20 protein-coding genes are annotated in these 17,556 nt (G+C 46.6%); 5 read left to right on the top strand and 15 right to left on the bottom strand.

Annotated elements, in window-relative coordinates:
* Window positions 1–89 precede the first annotated feature (89 nt).
* On the top strand, window positions 90–434 hold the full coding sequence (locus ACFODX_RS07240) for a HopJ type III effector protein (RefSeq protein ID WP_378117560.1): 345 nt from the start codon (window positions 90–92) through the stop codon (window positions 432–434).
* A gap of 19 nt (window positions 435–453) precedes the next feature.
* A complete protein-coding gene (locus tag ACFODX_RS07235; protein WP_378117558.1) occupies window positions 454–756 on the top strand; it encodes a hypothetical protein in 303 nt (100 codons plus the stop codon).
* On the opposite strand, the gene ACFODX_RS07230 is transcribed toward ACFODX_RS07235, so the two are convergent.
* The 5 genes from ACFODX_RS07230 to ACFODX_RS07210 form a co-directional block, all read right to left on the bottom strand.
* Window positions 757–2,463, bottom strand: coding sequence for a family 2A encapsulin nanocompartment cargo protein cysteine desulfurase (locus tag ACFODX_RS07230; protein WP_378117556.1), 1,707 nt, complete (start codon window positions 2,461–2,463; stop codon window positions 757–759).
* 33 nt (window positions 2,464–2,496) lie between these two features.
* The gene (locus ACFODX_RS07225; RefSeq protein WP_378117554.1) at window positions 2,497–3,429 is read right to left on the bottom strand and encodes a family 2A encapsulin nanocompartment shell protein; all 933 of its coding nucleotides are present in this window, start codon (window positions 3,427–3,429) and stop codon (window positions 2,497–2,499) included.
* 79 nt (window positions 3,430–3,508) lie between these two features.
* Window positions 3,509–3,742 (bottom strand): helix-turn-helix domain-containing protein, encoded by a 234-nt coding sequence (locus ACFODX_RS07220; RefSeq protein ID WP_378117552.1) that lies wholly within the window; start codon window positions 3,740–3,742, stop codon window positions 3,509–3,511.
* Entirely contained in the window at window positions 3,739–4,692 is a 954-nt protein-coding gene (gene epsC, locus ACFODX_RS07215) for a serine O-acetyltransferase EpsC (RefSeq protein ID WP_378117550.1), read from the bottom strand. The genes ACFODX_RS07220 and epsC overlap by 4 nt, the downstream gene beginning before the upstream one ends.
* A 38-nt stretch (window positions 4,693–4,730) precedes the next feature.
* A complete protein-coding gene (locus tag ACFODX_RS07210) occupies window positions 4,731–5,243 on the bottom strand; it encodes a rhodanese-like domain-containing protein (RefSeq protein ID WP_378117548.1) in 513 nt (170 codons plus the stop codon).
* 283 nt (window positions 5,244–5,526) lie between these two features.
* On the opposite strand from ACFODX_RS07210, the gene ACFODX_RS07205 reads away from it, so the two are divergent.
* Window positions 5,527–6,327 (top strand): hypothetical protein, encoded by an 801-nt coding sequence (locus ACFODX_RS07205; protein ID WP_378117546.1) that lies wholly within the window; start codon window positions 5,527–5,529, stop codon window positions 6,325–6,327.
* A gap of 27 nt (window positions 6,328–6,354) precedes the next feature.
* Window positions 6,355–7,149 (top strand): class II glutamine amidotransferase, encoded by a 795-nt coding sequence (locus tag ACFODX_RS07200; protein ID WP_378117544.1) that lies wholly within the window; start codon window positions 6,355–6,357, stop codon window positions 7,147–7,149.
* Window positions 7,150–7,261: 112 nt separating this feature from the next.
* Here the strand turns inward: ACFODX_RS07200 and ACFODX_RS07195 are convergent, their stop codons facing one another.
* From ACFODX_RS07195 to ACFODX_RS07175, 5 genes are all read right to left on the bottom strand, one after another.
* Window positions 7,262–8,026: a cytochrome b/b6 domain-containing protein gene (locus tag ACFODX_RS07195; protein WP_378117542.1), complete on the bottom strand. Its 765-nt coding sequence runs from the start codon at window positions 8,024–8,026 to the stop codon at window positions 7,262–7,264.
* Between the two features lie 76 nt (window positions 8,027–8,102).
* The gene (locus tag ACFODX_RS07190; RefSeq protein WP_378117540.1) at window positions 8,103–8,633 is read right to left on the bottom strand and encodes a c-type cytochrome; all 531 of its coding nucleotides are present in this window, start codon (window positions 8,631–8,633) and stop codon (window positions 8,103–8,105) included.
* A 68-nt stretch (window positions 8,634–8,701) separates the two neighbouring features.
* Complete coding sequence (locus tag ACFODX_RS07185; RefSeq protein WP_378117538.1) at window positions 8,702–9,769, bottom strand: hypothetical protein; 1,068 nt, start codon at window positions 9,767–9,769, stop codon at window positions 8,702–8,704.
* Window positions 9,770–9,787: 18 nt separating this feature from the next.
* Complete coding sequence (locus ACFODX_RS07180) at window positions 9,788–10,654, bottom strand: hypothetical protein (protein WP_378117536.1); 867 nt, start codon at window positions 10,652–10,654, stop codon at window positions 9,788–9,790.
* On the bottom strand, window positions 10,654–11,097 hold the full coding sequence (locus tag ACFODX_RS07175) for a DUF6152 family protein (protein ID WP_378117535.1): 444 nt from the start codon (window positions 11,095–11,097) through the stop codon (window positions 10,654–10,656). The genes ACFODX_RS07180 and ACFODX_RS07175 overlap by 1 nt, the downstream gene beginning before the upstream one ends.
* A 142-nt stretch (window positions 11,098–11,239) precedes the next feature.
* Between ACFODX_RS07175 and ACFODX_RS07170 the strand changes: the two genes are divergently transcribed.
* Window positions 11,240–11,443 carry a hypothetical protein gene (locus ACFODX_RS07170; protein ID WP_378117533.1) on the top strand — a complete coding sequence of 68 codons (204 nt, stop codon included), beginning with the start codon at window positions 11,240–11,242 and terminating at the stop codon, window positions 11,441–11,443.
* Between the two features lie 66 nt (window positions 11,444–11,509).
* Here the strand turns inward: ACFODX_RS07170 and ACFODX_RS07165 are convergent, their stop codons facing one another.
* From ACFODX_RS07165 to ACFODX_RS07145, 5 genes are all read right to left on the bottom strand, one after another.
* Entirely contained in the window at window positions 11,510–12,100 is a 591-nt protein-coding gene (locus tag ACFODX_RS07165) for a peroxiredoxin (protein WP_378117531.1), read from the bottom strand.
* Window positions 12,101–12,130: 30 nt separating this feature from the next.
* The gene (locus ACFODX_RS07160) at window positions 12,131–12,826 is read right to left on the bottom strand and encodes a c-type cytochrome (RefSeq protein ID WP_378117529.1); all 696 of its coding nucleotides are present in this window, start codon (window positions 12,824–12,826) and stop codon (window positions 12,131–12,133) included.
* A gap of 39 nt (window positions 12,827–12,865) precedes the next feature.
* Window positions 12,866–13,306, bottom strand: a complete 441-nt coding sequence (locus ACFODX_RS07155; protein ID WP_378117527.1) for a hypothetical protein — start codon at window positions 13,304–13,306, stop codon at window positions 12,866–12,868.
* Window positions 13,307–13,418: 112 nt separating this feature from the next.
* The gene (locus tag ACFODX_RS07150; RefSeq protein ID WP_378117525.1) at window positions 13,419–14,873 is read right to left on the bottom strand and encodes a DUF1501 domain-containing protein; all 1,455 of its coding nucleotides are present in this window, start codon (window positions 14,871–14,873) and stop codon (window positions 13,419–13,421) included.
* A gap of 105 nt (window positions 14,874–14,978) precedes the next feature.
* The gene (locus ACFODX_RS07145; protein WP_378117523.1) at window positions 14,979–17,357 is read right to left on the bottom strand and encodes a DUF1549 and DUF1553 domain-containing protein; all 2,379 of its coding nucleotides are present in this window, start codon (window positions 17,355–17,357) and stop codon (window positions 14,979–14,981) included.
* Window positions 17,358–17,556: the final 199 nt, after the last annotated feature.

The raw sequence follows: 17,556 nt of genomic DNA, 5'->3' as shown, positions 1-17,556 counted from the left end.
CCAGCTCGGGTAAAGAATTATTCTTTTGCCAGCGCAAGGCGTAAAATACCAGTCCGAATTAATTAATACCCCTTAAGTAAGAGCGCTTTATGAATCTTGAACAATTTTTGCTTAATCTCCACACCCAGCCTGAATCCATCCAATTCAGCGATACCATTGCAGTAATAGATTCCCTTTACCAATTCACCCCTACCCGTTTTAAAAATGGCACACTCATCAGCGAACCCGGGCAAAATTCAGGCTCGTGCAAAATCTTTTCTTTTGCGCGTATGCAGGGCTTAACAGAGAGCCAAACACTTGCCTGTTTTGGTGATTACTACCGCAAGGATGTATTGCAAAACCCCAGCGCTACCGATCATCAAAATATTCGTAATTTTATGAATACAGGCTGGGCTGGAATTGAATTTGATGGCATTGCACTGAGTGCAAAATAATCTGATCGGGAGCTGCAAGATGAAATTAATACTTGGTATTTTGGCCCTGGGTTTACTTTCCGCTTGCAGTAGCCAAACCAATAAAAACGACGCCGAATTGTCGAACACAAAAACCAGTAACACATGCCCTGAGCAACGCCCGCAAGTCTGCACTATGGATTATCGTCCTGTATGTGCCACGCGCGACACAGGCGTGCGCTGTGTCACTGCGCCATGCCCTTCCAGTGAGTTAAAAACCTACAGTAATGCATGCACTGCCTGTGCAGATCCCAATGTCATCAGCTACACACCTGACGAATGCGGGCCAGCAGTAAAACAATAGCTATCGGCTTTGCCGCGCCAAGCGCTCCACTACCGAGATAAATAAATCAATTTCGTCGAAGGTGTTGTAAAACGCAAAACTGGGGCGGACAGTAGTTTCAACACCAAAGCGGCGCAAAATAGGCTGGGCACAATGGTGGCCTGAGCGCACGGCTATACCTTCCCGGTTCAACTCTGCGCCCACCTCTTCTGTGTTATAACCGGCAAGAGTAAAAGACAAAACGCTCGCTTTATTGGCGGCAGTGCCGATAACACGCACGCCCGCAATAGGCTGTAAACGTTGGGTGGCATAAACCAGTAAATCGTGTTCGTAGCGCGCAATACGCTCTATACCAACGCTATCCACATAATCCAGCGCCGCCCCCAAACCTACCGCATCGGCAATATTGCCAGTACCCGCTTCAAAACGATTCGGCGGATCTTGAAAAATAACCTTATCAAAACTCACATCGGCAATCATATTGCCGCCACCCTGCCAGGGTTCCATATTGGCCAAATGTTCAGCTTTGCCGTAAACCACACCAATGCCGGTGGGGCCAAAAATTTTATGCCCGGAGAACACAAAAAAATCGGCGTCCAACGCCTGTACATTAATACGCATGTGAGAAATGGATTGGGCACCATCAACGATAACCGGAACACCAAAGCTGTGGCCAATATCGATGATTTCTTTAATCGGCGTTACTGTCCCCAAAGCATTAGACACTTGGGTAACAGAAATAATTTTAGTGCGGCTATTGATGAGCTTGCGATATTCATCCAATAAAATTTGGCCAGTATCATCCACCGGAATCACACGGATTTTTGCATCCACGCGCTGCGCCAATAAATACCAAGGCACTATGTTGGCGTGATGTTCCAGTTGCGACACAATAATTTCATCGCCCTCACCTACTCGCTGTTTGCCGAAGGTGTTGGCTAATAAATTGATTGCTTCGGTTGTGCCGCGCACAAACACAATATTATCGGGCGAGCCTGCACTGATAAACTTTGCTACTTTATTGCGCGCACCCTCATAGGCATCCGTCGCGCGAGCGGCTAATTCATGTGCCGCGCGGTGAATATTAGAGTTTTCGTGCTCATAAAAATAACTGATGCGCTCAATAACACTTTTTGGCTTTTGTGTTGTGGCTGCGTTATCAAACCACACCAGAGGCTTTCCGTTGACACGCTCGGATAAAATCGGAAAATCGCGGCGAATTGCATTCACATCAAAACCGGTGTTTTCTGCGGCGAATTGCCCTTGTTTTGGCGAATTACCAAAGACCGGCTGCGCACCCGCATCCAGAAAATAAAAGCGTGAATCGACTACAGGAGTAGCAGCAGGTGTTGTAGCTGGAGCTTTGGTGACAAAGCGATTTTCCGCCAGTAAATCCAGCAAATCATTATCATCCGGTAGACCAAATTCATGCGGTGAAACCTGTGTGATCAACTGATCGATATGCAAATGTGCAAGAGGATAATGGCTGGCGTTATCTGCAAAATAAAAACCCGCTGCAGGGTTCTCCGCCGCATGTTGCTCAGTCGTAGGCGAGGTAAACGATGGAGCTTCGCCCGTGCGCCCAAACTGTGGGCGCTGCGGGCTATGCGGAACACTCTGCTGCAACCCGGACACGATAGGCAATGCAGCAGTAGGTAGCGACTGAAAAAATTCATTGGCCATAGCGGCAAGGGATTGAAGATCAGGCAAACCCGAATGCTCAGACATATCAACACTCATCAAAAATTATTTCATCAACAATTATTTATAGGTATCGGGATAGTCGTGGTACTTACCCACTTCAACATCTTCCAATACCGCAACAGCATCTTCGGTGAGAATAGCGAGTGAGCAATAAAGCGAAATTAAATAAGATGCGATGGCATTGCGGCCAATCCCCATAAAACGCACCGATAAGCCCGGGCTTTGCTGCCCCGCTAAACCGGGTTGGTACAAACCAATAACACCCTGACGTTTTTCACCCACACGAATCAATAAAATTTTTGTTTTGCCGTCTTCATCGATTGGTAATTTATCGGATGGAATTAACGGCACACCGCGCCAGGTAATAAATTGCGATCCAAATAAACTCACTGTGGGTGGCGGTACACCACGGCGGGTACATTCACGACCAAATGCCGCAATAGCTAATGGATGCGCAAGGAAAAAACCCGGCTCTTTCCAGACTTTCACTAACAGTTCATCCATATCATCGGGTGTAGGTGCGCCGGTGAGTGTTGATATTTTTTGTGTGTCATCAACATTTGCCAACAAACCGTACTCAGGGTTGTTGATCAACTCGCTTTCCTGACGCTCTTTAATAGTTTCGATGGTTAAGCGTAATTGTTCTTTAATTTGGTCATGCGGGCTGTTGTACAAATCGGATACGCGTGTATGCACATCCACAACACTGGTGACGGCATTTAAAAAATATTCACGCGGTTTATCTTCATAATCCACAAAGGTTGGTTTGATTTCCGCTTCATCACGCTGTGAACAAGTCACAGTCACCCGTGTTGGATTTTTTACACGGTTCAAACGGAAAATACCGGCTTCTACGGGAACCCACTGTAAAAAATGCACCAGCCAACGCGGGGTGATGATCGATAATTGCGGTGTTGTTTTGGTGGCATTGGCAAGCTGGCGCGCAGCGTTATCACCTAACGCCGATTGAATTTCATGTTCGGTAGACATCCCGATGCTCCTCTGGGGTAACCCAATAATGCATAGATTAAAATAAACTAAGCTAAGATCTCATTGATCTAAAAAACGCTCAACCGGCTATAGCCGTCAGCTCTTCACTTTGTGCAATCAGTGCGGAGGGAGACATGTTCAATGCAGCCGCGATTTTGGCAACCGTTGCCAGTGATGGCGTAGCAACACCGCGTTCAACTTCACCAAGGTATGTGCGATTTAAATCTGCACGCGCCGCAAATGCTTCTTGTGATAAACCTTGGGCTGAACGCAATTGTTTTACCGTGCGTCCAAAATGCACATTGATGTTCATACATCAGCTCCCTGCGGCAATTGTTGGCGCGAACTGGCTTGGGTGATACTGGAACCGGGCGGCACACTGCGCGTGAGCCACACATTGCCGCCAATAATCGAACCTTTGCCGATGGTGATGCGCCCTAACACCGTAGCACCTGCATAAATCACCACATCATCCTCAACAATCGGGTGACGTGGTAAACCCTTTTGCAAATGGCCTTTGTCATCGGTGGGAAATGTTTTAGCACCCAAGGTGACGGCTTGATAAATCCTCACTCGCTCACCAATCACTGCGGTCTCACCAATCACTACGCCGGTGCCATGGTCGATAAAAAAACCACGTCCGATTTCTGCACCGGGGTGAATATCAATTCCCGTTAATGAGTGCGCCAATTCCGCCACAATTCGCGCGAGTAATGGCACACCCAGTTGATAAAGGGTGTGAGCCAAACGGTGATGGATAATGGCGAGCACACCGGGATAACACAGCAAAACTTCATCGACACTGCGCGCAGCGGGGTCGCCCTGAAATGCAGCCTGAATATCCACATCCAATGTGCGGCGCAATTCAGGCAATGCCGCAGCGAACAAACGAACAATTTGATTGGCTTGATTCTTTAATAAGGCTTCATCGGCATTCGCATTCTGCTGGCGAGAAAAATACACCAGCTCCAACTGCACCTGCCGGAATAATTCATTGAGCGCGGCATCCAATGTGTGGCCTACATAATAATCTTCCGTTTCTTCGCGCAGCTCCTGCGGCCCCAAACGCATGGGAAATAATGCACCGCACAGCTCACGGATAATTTGTTGTAACGCATCGCGCGAGGGCAATTCGCGTAAGCCGGGTTCACGTGAGCGGCCACGCTGCGCACGCCAATCGTTACGGGCATTGCGCAACTCCTGCACAATGGTATCCAGCTCCCAGGTAGCTGATATTAATTCGGGATGTTGTTGATGGCTCATGGATAACTAACTCTTCTCTTTTTTCTTTATTTTTCTGATTAGTCCTGCACCCAAGGCAGGCCACGTTGACGCCAACCACTGACCGCACCGCGCTGCTGGTGCTCATCAAGGTCACCTTCAAAACCTTCACGCACATTAAATACATAGCGAAAGCCTGCTTTGGTTGCCGCCTCTGCTGCAGCCGCAGAGCGTTTGCCACTGCGGCATAACAATAAAATTACGGCGTCTTTGGGCAATTTATTTTCCAACTCACGTAAAAAACGCGGGTTTTTAATTAATGCAGGGCCTGTCTGCCAGGCAATATGAAAGGTATTAGGGACATGGCCTACAAACTTTCGTTCTTCTACGGTGCGTACATCCACTAAATGGGCGTGGCCATTGATAAATAATTTCCATGCATCTTCCGGTGCAACACTTCCTGCGTAAGCAAGCTCTGCACCTATTGCAGCTTGCGCTGCTTTGGCCAATACCTCGGGTAATTCCCTTGCAGCATTTGAACTGCCATTAGGTGTTGAATTATCAACAGCATTGGTTAATTGGATTACCGTCATAACACTTTCCTCAATCAAGTGTTTATTTTTAAACACCACCGACAACTGATTACCGCCGTTACCATCTTTCTATGAAAACGGAATGTGTTGTTTGTGAATTGAGGGCAACTATAGTGACGGCTATACACAATGGGAAAGAACATATCTCTATAACCTTATAATCAGGCTTTCAATTTCAGGCTTGTTATAAGCTAGGAATATTTAATTATTTTATAGTTTTTTGATTCCTCTTTAAGATGCCGCCCTATAACGCTCCCCCCTAAAAATATCCAAGAATTTTGCTATGCCACTTACAGAATTAATGCACTACTTCAATGACCAACTGCAAACACAGGCGCGCCTTAATGAACTGCCTAAAACTGGTTTATTTAAAGTAGATAACCAGTATCGCGCCCGTTTTGGTAATTTGGTATTAGGTAGCCAGTTTGCAGAAATGCGGGGGGTTGATAATGGCGAATTAATTGGCCATTACGCAGATTTATTTGTGCGCTCTACTACTGGAAATGTGTTGAATATAGATGCCATTGTAAATTCTCTGGAAAGTACCGAAGAAGTGGTGCATTTGGATAGATTGGTAAGAACACTTCACTCTCTGAATTATTTACAACAGCACGATGGTTTCAAAGGTGTGCTAGCACTTCATGTGCAAGCCAAGCATATACTGAGTGTTCCCCAGGATCACGGCAAAACTTTTGAGAAAATACTGAGCGATTGCGGGCTTAATCCAGAACGGGTGATATTACATACCAAACTTGTTAATGAATTAAACCTTGCGCATTTCCAACAAGCGTTAAGCAATTACCGCGAACGTCACTATCGTATTGGTATACATCTGGAAACGCTGGAAGATTGGTTACTGCTACAACAGTTATTACAACAGTTACTACGACAAGGGTTACCACTGGTATCTGACTATGTTTTTGCCAACACAAGGCTCGCAAGCCAACTAGACCGTGAACATAATTTCATGGAGAAATTGCAAATACTGGTTGCAAACTTGGATGAATCAGAGCGCCATTCTTTGGTCGCCTACTCAACCAGACAATTGACTGGCTATGTACAACCTTCACGTTTGGCAAGTTAATCTTGTATAGGAAAATCCGTAATTACTATGTGCCAGCTATTGGGAATGAGTTGTAAACAACCGGCGAGCATTGGCTTTTCATTTGAAGGCTTTCGTGCGCGTGGTGGTTTAACAGATGACCATAAAGATGGTTGGGGGCTTGCATTTTATCGTAATCAGCAAGCGCAGGTTTTTCTGGATGAATCGCCCGCTGCCGAATCACCGCTGGCAGAAAGCATTCAAAAAACCGATATAAAATCCAACACAATTATTGCCCATATCCGTAAAGCCACAGTTGGTGCGGTAAAAATCAGGAACTGCCATCCATTCCAGCGCAATCTTTGGCAGCAGGATTGGCTGTTTTGTCACAACGGCGATTTAAAGGGTTTTAATCCGCCATTGGATGATGAGTTTCAACCAGAGGGCGATACTGATAGCGAATTGGCGTTTTGCTTTTTATTGCAAGAATTAAAACGTCATTTTCCCAATGGGGCCGATAGCATTGATGAGCTATTTCAATGGCTCAACCATTTAAGCGAGACAATTGCAGCATTTGGTACATTCAATATTATTTTGTCTAACGGTGAATGGATGTACACCTACTGCTCAACCCACCTCGCCTATGTGCAACGGCAATATCCTTTCACACAGGTGACACTGATTGATCGGGAAGTGTCATTGGATTTGAGTCAGCACAACAATCACGACGACCAAATGGTGGTGATTGCCACCAAACCATTAACCGCAAACGAGCAATGGACGCTCTATCAACCAGGAGAAGCACGGTTGTTTAAACAAGGGGAAGTTTATAAGGAAAGTAAAATTGTTGATGTAAAAAAATAAGCGAGGCCAAATGGCGTCGCTTATTTTTATTCTGCTGTTTTTTATCTGGCTGCTTTTTATCTCGCTTTTTATTTCGCTGTTTTTTATCCCGATGTAAAAATAACAGAAAAACTTAATACCCCATATCCAGCACTGCTTCCGGTGCCGCAACAATAATTCCGGCCAACGCACCTGAAACCAGTACGATCAAAAACAATGCCAGCCAAACCCGTGATGATTTTATCGAACGCGCGTTTTCAAATCCGCGTCGCGGCTTTTTACCCGTGACCATCGCTTTAACCAGATTTTCACGTTTGACAAATACATAAAACAATACCGCCGATACATGCACTGCCACAGCGGCAAGAATCCAATAAAACAACTCCTTGTGTAAACCTGTCAACGCCAAACTGAAATCATGGCTAACGTAACCATAGAGCGGCCCTGCGTTAAAAATTTCATCGTTTGCAAATAAACCGGTCACCGCTTGAACCAACATCACCAATAACAGCAACAATACCATGAGTGCGCCTAGTGGATTGTGGCCGGGATAAGACTTCACCTTGTTTGTCAGTAACGCCTTGGCATAACGCAAACTCTCAACAGGATGCCGCACAAAATTGGCGAAGCGCGCATGGTGTGTACCAAAAACACCCCACAGAATACGGAAGCCCACCAAAATCACCACAAAATAACCTGACCACAAGTGATAGGTGAAATAACTTACACCTAACCAATTACTGACATAGGCAGCAATAAACGATGCAACCAATAACCAATGGAAAACGCGCGTAGGCACGTCCCACACGTGCAATTGACTATCTTGCACATCATCACGGGAATGGGGTTGTACTTGTGCCTGCAGAAGCTCGTTGGGTTCGATAAATTGATCACTCATAGTAAAGCTCAATCGTTGACTATAAATAAGCCATTACACTGCCTCAAAAGCAGTGTAATGGCCGGAGTTTTACCGATTATTTTTCCTTGTACTTGTCGTGGCAACCTTTACAACCTTCAGCCACTGCTTTTGCTGCGTTTTTAAACGCATCAGATGCGGTTGATTCTTTAGCGGCAACCACAGCCAGTGTTTTGGTATTAGCCTGGAACTCTTTTAGTAATTTTTCAAAATCCGCTGCGTTGGTAAAGGCTTCGGCTTTGGTTTTGGTATCGGGTGTTCCCAGGTTTGAATCTGCCGGAAATGTCCCGTCCAATAATTCACTTAAAAAAGCGACACGTTGCGCGCGTTTCACAATCTCTGCCTGATTGTAAGGCGCCTTGCCTTGCAAGACTTCGCCAATCGGTTTGAAATTATTGGCAATCAATACAAAGGCGGCTTTGCGCACGGCAATTGCTTGTTTGGCCGGTGAAGGCCCAGCCGCTGGTGCCGCTTTGGCGGGTTCAGCGGCAAACAGGCTTGCGCTGCTGCTCACCAAAAAAACAGCGGCGGCTATGCTTAACAGGTTTTTTGTTTTTAAAAATGGAATAACACTGGCTGCACGATTCATAGATATTTATTTCCTGATTATTTGCTGATTAATGGTTAGATAAGTATTTTTCTTTTACACACAGAGGTTTAGTAAATAGGAGCTGCATTGCCTGCACCAATTACTGCACCGCCACCAAAACCTCCATTATTTTCCGTACAAATTTGTTCATAAGGCTCCAGTAACAATTTTTTGCCTTTGTGGTTCGCAATACCTAATTGGTTATTCCAGCCATCTTCAGCAAAATTTTCTACGCGGCGCGCCGGTATTTCCAACGTCCAGGGGCGCGTAAATACAGTAGGGTCGGTATAGGTTGCGGAATATAAATAACGCTCGCCTTTATCTTCAAAAATGAATTTTTCCACTACTGTCGTTTCTGTACCGGAGAATTCCCCTGTGCGACCAAAACGCGATTTGGAATTGTTATTGCGCACCTCAACATGCAGGGTATTACCTTCCCAGTAACCGCGTGAATCACCATTCCATAAACGGATTTTTTGATCCAGATGCGGTTTTTTATCCAACTCACCCTTTTTTACCAAATGAATAATCCGCGAACCCGAATCAAACAGGAACAATACATATCCGGGATACTGGCGTATCTCATAGCCGTGCCACATAAACGATTTGGATGGCCCACCCGGTGCACAGCGGGCCAAAGGTTCTACATATTCCGGCTTCACCGGCTCGCTGAAATTTTTCAAATATTCTTGCTGTAATTCACGTGCCCAGGGTTGATAAGGCACCTGCCCGTCTGCAGGGTCAACAACCCGGCTGGGCGCGCGGGATTCACGCGGCCCTAATGGAGTACGCGGTGGTTCGCCCGGAGTTGCCCCCTGTGGGTCAGTAAAATTAGTGTGATTGGAAATAGTATTCGACCAATGTCCTTGCACATCCGGTTGGCCGTCACTTAAACGCTTTCCCGTCCATTTGCCTTGGCTGACTTTATAAACGGTTTTTTCACGTTCAAATTTTGGAAATTGCGCGCGCTCCGCTTCCCAGCGCTCATAGTTGGCAAAGGCAGTTTGCACCAGCAGTGCCGCAGCAATCCCACTGAGAAGAACTGCCTTGATTGCTTTGCCTAGCTGTATTTTTTTGTGTATCTGTATTGTTTTGCGCGCCGGTTTAGTTTTGCCAGATAAATTTTTTCTGTTCATGATGCACACCTGCAATATCTACTTGGGCTGCGCTTTGGGAGCGCGTTCAGCGGGATAGGGATAATATTGGTCGTAATCGAGCGTAAAACGATAATCCTCAACCAATTGAAAATTCGGCTCGCGGTGACGATGCAGGAACACAGTGATATCCCATGGGCGGGTAAACACTTTTTCATCGCTGATACGCGCTTTGTATTCAATCGTGTTTGCATCAATCAATGTCCAGCGCTCAACTACATGCAGGGCATCACTGTGATAATTGCCTGAACGATCCAGCCAGGTTTCATCATTAAAGTGTTTTACATCCACCACCAATGTATTTCCCTCCCATTTAGCGCGTGAATCGCCCAACCACCAATCGTTGGGATCGCGTGGATGATCGGTTCCATTGGTATGGATGGTGCGAATGGAGTGGCCGAATTGATGGATGATAGTGATGTCGCGCTCGCGCTGGAAAATTTGCAGCGGCTCGGGATAATAAATGCCGCGCGGCACACCCAATGTCCAACCTTTCAAACGTGGGTCAGCTTTAAAACGGTTTTCAAAGTTTTGTTTGCGTTTCGCCAGGGCTTCAGGCTTGTAAGGAATTTCACCGCCCTCCACTACTCCCGGCCCCGGTGGTGCATCGATACGCGCTGAGTGCGGTTCCAAATCGTAATCCGCTGCGCTCGTGGTTTGCCAGATACCGGAAAAATCCGGCTTGCCATTCAAGCGCGGAATTTTTTCAGCCGCGCTTGCCGATTGCACACCCAAGGTAAGCGATGTAACAACCAGTAGCACAATCACTAACCACAGAAACACCGCCATCCATTTTGATGAAGGCTGGGTGTGATTAAAAAAACCTTTCCGATAAAAACCTTGCACATCAAGCTCCAAATTCATCATTAATTACCTGCAGGGCGCGATGGTGTTGTGGGGGCATCCTGCGCGCCGCCGGTTTGGAATACCCGGCCATCCGGCAAGGTGATGCTGGTGGAATAACCAAAGCTTTGGCCATCTTTAGCAAGGTAACCTTTCACAGTTACTTCAGTGCCCGCGGGCAGCGTTGCTTTGGTCAAGCCTTTTTGTTTTAGCGCAAACGGCGAACCAAATTCAAAACCCCAATTGGTCACTGTGCCATCGGCATTTTTCACATCTACATATACCCAGCTGTGGGGATTCACCCATTTGCCTTTGGTGACTGTGCCACTTAGCTCAAAGGGTTTTTGTGCATCAAACTCTGCAGAAAATGCGTGATGTGCGGATACCGATACGGGTACAGATGCAACCCATAAACTGGCCGCACCCACTACCAAAATACCCAACCCGTTTTTGGATGGCCTTAACATATTTCTCTCTCCGGTAAACAAGCTATTAACGTTAAATTAACAAATATGACTCATGTAACTCACCAAAGAGCAAACATCAGGCCAGATTCAAAAAGAGCTGTGAAAGAGAGTAAAAGAACAGAAACTACAAAATGAAAATTGAGTGGAAAATGTAAAAATTAGTATGAAAAATACACTGCATCCTAAAAATCAGGCAGCATCTGCTGAAATGAAAACAATAACAATAGGAATTGCACCAATTGATGCAGGGCAATTTGATGGCGTGCTGTTTTTTACGCAGACGGATTTAACAGCGAAGACGATAAAAAAAATCAGCGCTGTTAATAACAGCGCTGATGAATGTTGATTTATACACAGAACACAAACAGAGCGAACACTGATTGTTGATTTTTGATCACACGGAAAAACACTATTAATGGCTGGTTTTAGCCAATTGTTGAACTTTCTCTAATGCCGCTTTCACATTCTCTGCCGGTGTTACACCGCCAATGGTGGCGGCGATTTTCCCGTCCTGGGTAATCACAAAGGTGGTTCGCTCAGCAAAGCCATGCTTGATAGCCTTACCACGAGAGTCCACCTTCCCCTCAACTGCATCACGCACATTAAGCTCAAATGCTTTGGCAACCTTGCCACCTACATCAGACCCTACGGCAAATTTACCAGCGCAATATTCAGGGTCAGCAGAGAATTCATTCAGGCGCTCAATACTGTCCAATGAAACGCCAATAACTGTGGCACCCGCTGCGGCAAACTTGTCGGCATTGACCGAAAATGTATGCGCCTGAATATTGCAACCGTTGGTATAGGCCGACGGATAAAAATACACCACCACTGGGCCGGAGGTTAATTTTTCCTGTAGCGAGAATTGAAATGCTTTTCCTGCCAGCGATGCCTCCAGCGTAAACAAAGGTGCTTGGGCACCGGCTTCCAAGGCAGCGTTTACTGGCAGAGACAACACACCCGCGAACAGGCTGGTGAGGATTAATTTGTTCATCATTTTCATTATAAATTCCTGTTAGATAAGATCTACACGTTAAGGTAAGCCGGAAAGGTAATCATTAAGCGCTGAAATCTCTTCATCCGTCAGCTGCTGCGTAACACGATTCATAATGCTGTCTGGGCTATTAGTTCGTTCGCCTGAACGCCAATTGCGCAACTGCTGATCCAGATAATGCCAGTCCTGCCCTGCCAATACTGGAATTAATTCCGGTGCTAATTGCGCATAACCATTAACAGGCGCATCCACACCGCGAGCGTCCGCCCCGTGGCATAACGCGCAGGCAACAATATCGCGTTTGCTGTCCCCATTTAAAAAAAGGGTTTCACCCAATGCGCTGACTGTGCTGTTTTCGTTAGCCTTGTCTTTATTGATGCCGTTACCACTCATTGGCGTTTGGTTTACGTACCACGCGAAAATCGGTTCGACATCGGCATCATCCAGATTGCGTGCCATGAGTGCCATAAAATCATTATGCCGCTCGCCACTGCGGAAATCCTGAAACTGTTTCAGTAAATAGTCCGGGCGCTGGCCGGCAAGCTTGGGAATTTTTCCAGCCTCATTGGGGTGATGCACATTGCCATCCAGACCGTGGCATTCAGCGCAGCGCTCGTCCTGTGCAGCTTTATTACCTATAGCCAGTGCGGCGGGAGTGACAACCTCACCAGTGGTTGTACTTGCAGCGGCATCGACAACAATACACATAACTCCAATCAACAAAAAAACCAGCACGCCAGCTGACCACCTGCGTTGCAATGGGTGCAGCATAGCTCAATCTTCTTTATAAAAATTGTGGCAGGTTTTACAGGTTCGGGCTAAATCAGTGGCTGTGTTGGCAGCACTCTCGTAATCCTCTTGCTGCAGGAAGGTGATAATTTCGCTGGAAAATTTCAGGCTTTTATTGGTGAGATCAACTGCCTCAGCCACATCCTTTCCTGCAGCCAATTCTTGTTGATAGTGATCCGCTACCACCGCAAACAACTCATTGAGTGTTTGCGCATCGGCAATTGCCGATTCAGCATTTTCCAACGCAATATTGGACGATAAATTATCGTTGGTGCTTTCAATGGTTTGCATCAAATCCATGTCCATTTCCAGCTCTTGTGCGAATATATTGTGTGAAAAAAGCGCCGATACAAACACAATATTCGCAACAATTAACAACAAAATATTTAATACACTAAAACGAACAGCACCCGCAGGATTACGCATCAGACTTTTTACCTATTTAAAACAATACATTTTTTCGACTTGCTTTGGTGCACTAGTTTGCTTACGCAAACGCGAGGCAGACTGTCTACCTCGCGTTCGTGTTAGCAAAGGCTTACGCCAAAATATCTTTTACCACTTTACCGAAGACTACCGTTGGTCGCTCAGAGCGACCGTTGTTGATATAAGTCGTCTTCAAATGGTTCAAGCCCATTAAATGCAACACAGTCGCGTGCAAATCGTAGGTATCCACGGCGGTATCTTTATCGGCAACCTGCACACCCAATTCATCGGTTGCGCCGTAGGTGAAGCCCGCTTTTAATCCGCCACCCGCCATCCATTGCGTGTAGCCCCATGGGTTATGGTCACGGCCAGTGCCGCTCTCGCCCCAAGGTGTGCGCGAGAATTCCGACGTCCACACCACCAAGGTTGTTTCCAACAAACCGAGTGATTTCAAATCTTCCAATAAACCGGCGATGGGTTTATCCACCATTTTTGCCATCAGACCGTGGTTTTTATCCAGATCATCGTGCGCATCCCAGCTGGTGATTTCCGTTTCGCCATCGGGCGCACCACTCACCACTTGGATAAAACGCACACCGCGCTCAACCAAACGGCGCGCGCGCAACAGCGTGGTGCCGTAGCTGCTGCTGATCGGGTCATCAATACCGTAGAGTTTTTTGGTTGCATCACTTTCTTTATTGAGATCAACCGCTTCTGGTGCAGCGACTTGCATGCGGTCAGCCAATTCGTAAGAGCGCAAACGCGCTTTTAATTCGCTATCCAGCGGGCGATTGCTCGCACCCAACTGATTTAGTTTGTTGAGCAAATCCAGTGAATTGCGCTGTTGTAATGCCGAGCGCAATTCCGGGCGATCCAAATAATAAATAGGCGATGCACCGGGGCGGAATGCAGTCCCTTGGTAAACGGCAGGCAAGAAACCGGAATGCCAATTCACCGAACCTGCGCGCGGTTCCGATGCGCCGTTGTACAACACTACGTAGGGTGGCAAATCCGGATTGGCCGTACCCAGTGCGTAGGAAATCCATGCACCCAATGACGGACGGCCAGGGTTCAGATCGCCAGTGTTTAATTTCAAAATGGAAATATCGTGGGTTGCACCAATGGTCACGCTGGATTTAATAAACGTAAGTTTATCGGCGTGGTTAGCAAGGTTTGGCAATAAATCGGAAAACCATGCACCACTGTCGCCGTATTGTTTCCAACTTCTTTTGTTGGAAACAAATAATTCATTGACCCCACCCTGGGTACTGGTTTTAATGCCTTTCAAAAATGAATCCGGCACACCTTTGCCGGCATTTTTTACCAGCTCGGGTTTGTAATCGTATAAGTCCAGGGTGCTGGGCGCGCCGTTTTGGTGTAACCAAATAACCGATTTAATTTTCGCTGGAAAATGTGGTTCTTTCGGCGCTAAAGGGTCTACCGGGTTAACCAGATCTGACGCACGTGCGGCAGAAATATTCAAACCGGGAATAGCGCCTGCCAAAGCCGCACCACCTACTCCCAAGCCAGTGTTCTTTAAAAAATCGCGACGTGATTTATTGTCCATTGCCTTTATCTCATCAGTAATGTGTTAATAGCCATTTGTTTAAATAGCTTTTGTTAAAAGCTGTTGTTAAAAGAATTAAGAATAAAAATTTTTGGATTTTGCGTATCAGAATCGATACGCAAAATCGTTGGAGTTAGCGACCGCATGCACCAAATCCACAAAGGCTGCCGCTTTAAACGGATCCAGATTTTTGGTGTCTTTCAAGCCGGTAGGCACTGCCACTTCAAACTTGTCCGTCCAGGCTTTTTGCGCCACTAATTTTTCCTGTTCTTTCAAGAAACCCTTGAGCGCCGATTTTTCTTTGCTGGTGGGTTTGCGCGAGAACAAAATTTCATACAAGCGATCAATCTGCGCACCTTCATTGGGGCCAACGTCCGCGATCACTCGCCCGGCCAATGCTTGCGACCAACCGAATACCACATCGCTGTTGAACAGGGTCAAGGCTTGCAACGGCGTTGTTGTGACATCGCGTTTGTGATGCGGCTTGGAAGGGTCTGCCGGATCAAAAGAGGCGGTTAACGGATAAGGCAAACTGCGGCGCACAAAGGTATAAATGCTGCGGCGTTTATGGTCGTTAGGGTCTTTTGCGTCTTCCCAAAGCGCACCGCCGCCATTGGCCAACACATTACCGGCCACCAAACTGGCTGGCACTTTCGGGAATACCGCTGGCCCGCCAATAGTTTCATCCAACTCACCGGCGGCAAACAATAAGGAGTCACGCAGTTCTTCTGCTTCCAAACGTTTACGTGGGTAAGTCGCCAACAATTTATTGGCTGGATCTATTTTCAATACCTCGGCACGTTCATCGGATGATTGGCGATACACTGCCGACAATACGATTTCACGTTGCAGTTTCTTCACGCTCCAACCGTTGTTCACAAATTGGTTGGCGAGATAATCCAACAATTCCGGATGCGTGGGTTTTTCACCGGCGCGACCAAAATCTTCTACGATGCCCGCAATTCCTTTGTTAAATAATTGCGCCCATACACGGTTCACATACACACGGCTGGTTAATGGGTTTTCTTCACTCACCAACCAATTTGCCAAAGCCGTGCGGCGGCCAGTGGATGTCGCGGTCGGGGTAATCGTCAGCGGATAATTGGCCGCCCACAACTTAGGTAAGCCCGGTTCAACTGCGTCCAATGGGCGTTCGTGAATACCGTTAAAACGCACGTGGATTGGCGGTGCCTCTGTTCCCAGTTCGGTTAACGCTGTGTAGGTTTTTGATCCGCGACGCGGACGCAGGTGATCAAATTTTTTCAACTCTTCAGTCAAACGTTCGTATTCAACCCAGCGCTCCACATTGGCCGGATCGTATTGCGGGTGATCTTTATTTGCCGTGGTCTCACGCAAATAAGCCACAATATCGCGCTCGGATGCCACTGCATTCAAACGTGCGTTCACCCATTTATCGAGCGGCGTCCACAGCTCCTTGGGTTTAAAAATCGCATCGCGGCTGTCAGTTAAATAGCGCTCGTTGTGATACTTACGCCCTTTTTCACGCACCTGATCCAGAATGGCTTTTTGTTGGTCGGTAATCGGTTTGATCGCTGCCTGATACGCCGCTTGCGCGGTAATAAAATCAATATCCCATTGCGTTTCAGTACCTTTTGCTAATTCCACACGTTCATTGTTAAAGGTGTTAGCAAAAAAGGCTTGCAGTTGGAAATATTCAACCTGGCTGATCTTGTCGATTTTATGGTTGTGACATCTCGCGCAACCGATAGTAGACGCAAGAAAAGTTTCGCCAACCAGATCGGTCATATCGGTCGCAATTTGGTAGTGACGTTGCACCAAATCACGCGAGTTAAAATTATCCGGGTAACCCGCCAACAACCCTGTAGCAATTTTTGCCTCCTGATTATCTGGCCACAATTCATCGCCCGCGACTTGCTCGCGTACAAATTGGTTGAAAGGCTTATCCTCGTTAAAGGATTTGATAACGTAATCGCGGTAGCGCCAATTATTCGGGCGTGTCTGGTCATTCTGGAAACCAGCACTGTCCGCATAACGTGCCAAATCCAACCAGCGGCGAGCCTGGCGCTCACCGAAATGCGGTGAGGCAAGCAGGCGATCAACGACTTTCTCATAAGCATCGGGCGATTTATCTTTTTCAAACGCAGCGACTTCATCCGGCGTAGGTAAAAACCCGATCAAATCCAGGGTTACACGACGAATATAAGTAGCGCGATCGGCTTCCTCTGCCGGAGTCAATCCATATTCATTTAAACGCGCCAGAATAAAATTATCGATAGGCGTGCGTACCCATTTGCTGCCATTAGCGTCCGGCACCACAACATTTTTGCTGATAGGTTCATAAGCCCAATCACGCGATGCAGTGCTGGTAATGGGTTTTGTTTTTTCTGCTTTTTTCTCTATCTTTTTTTCTGTTTTTTCTGTTAGTGCGACTGCTTGGCCAAATCCCAAAACGCCGGCTGACAAGCTAACCAACACTGCCAGCAAGACTTTTCTATTTCTCATCTACTTGCTCCTACCCTATTGCACACTGATATGCGCTATTGGTTTTACTGAAAATGGTTTGTTATTGAAAACTCAACAGCAAAGAAAATACAGTTAGGTAAAAGCAACTAGCGAGCCATTATTTAAAATTCAGTTACACAAAAAATCTAATCACCATTTACTTCATTGAATTTATTGAAATTTTATTTTTATTTTTTAT

Source organism: Cellvibrio fontiphilus, assembly GCF_042646205.1.
Classification (GTDB): Bacteria; Pseudomonadota; Gammaproteobacteria; order Pseudomonadales; family Cellvibrionaceae; genus Cellvibrio; species Cellvibrio fontiphilus_A.
The sequence above is the reverse complement of the archived record's forward strand: the minus strand, read 5'-3'. Positions and strand labels throughout refer to the sequence as shown.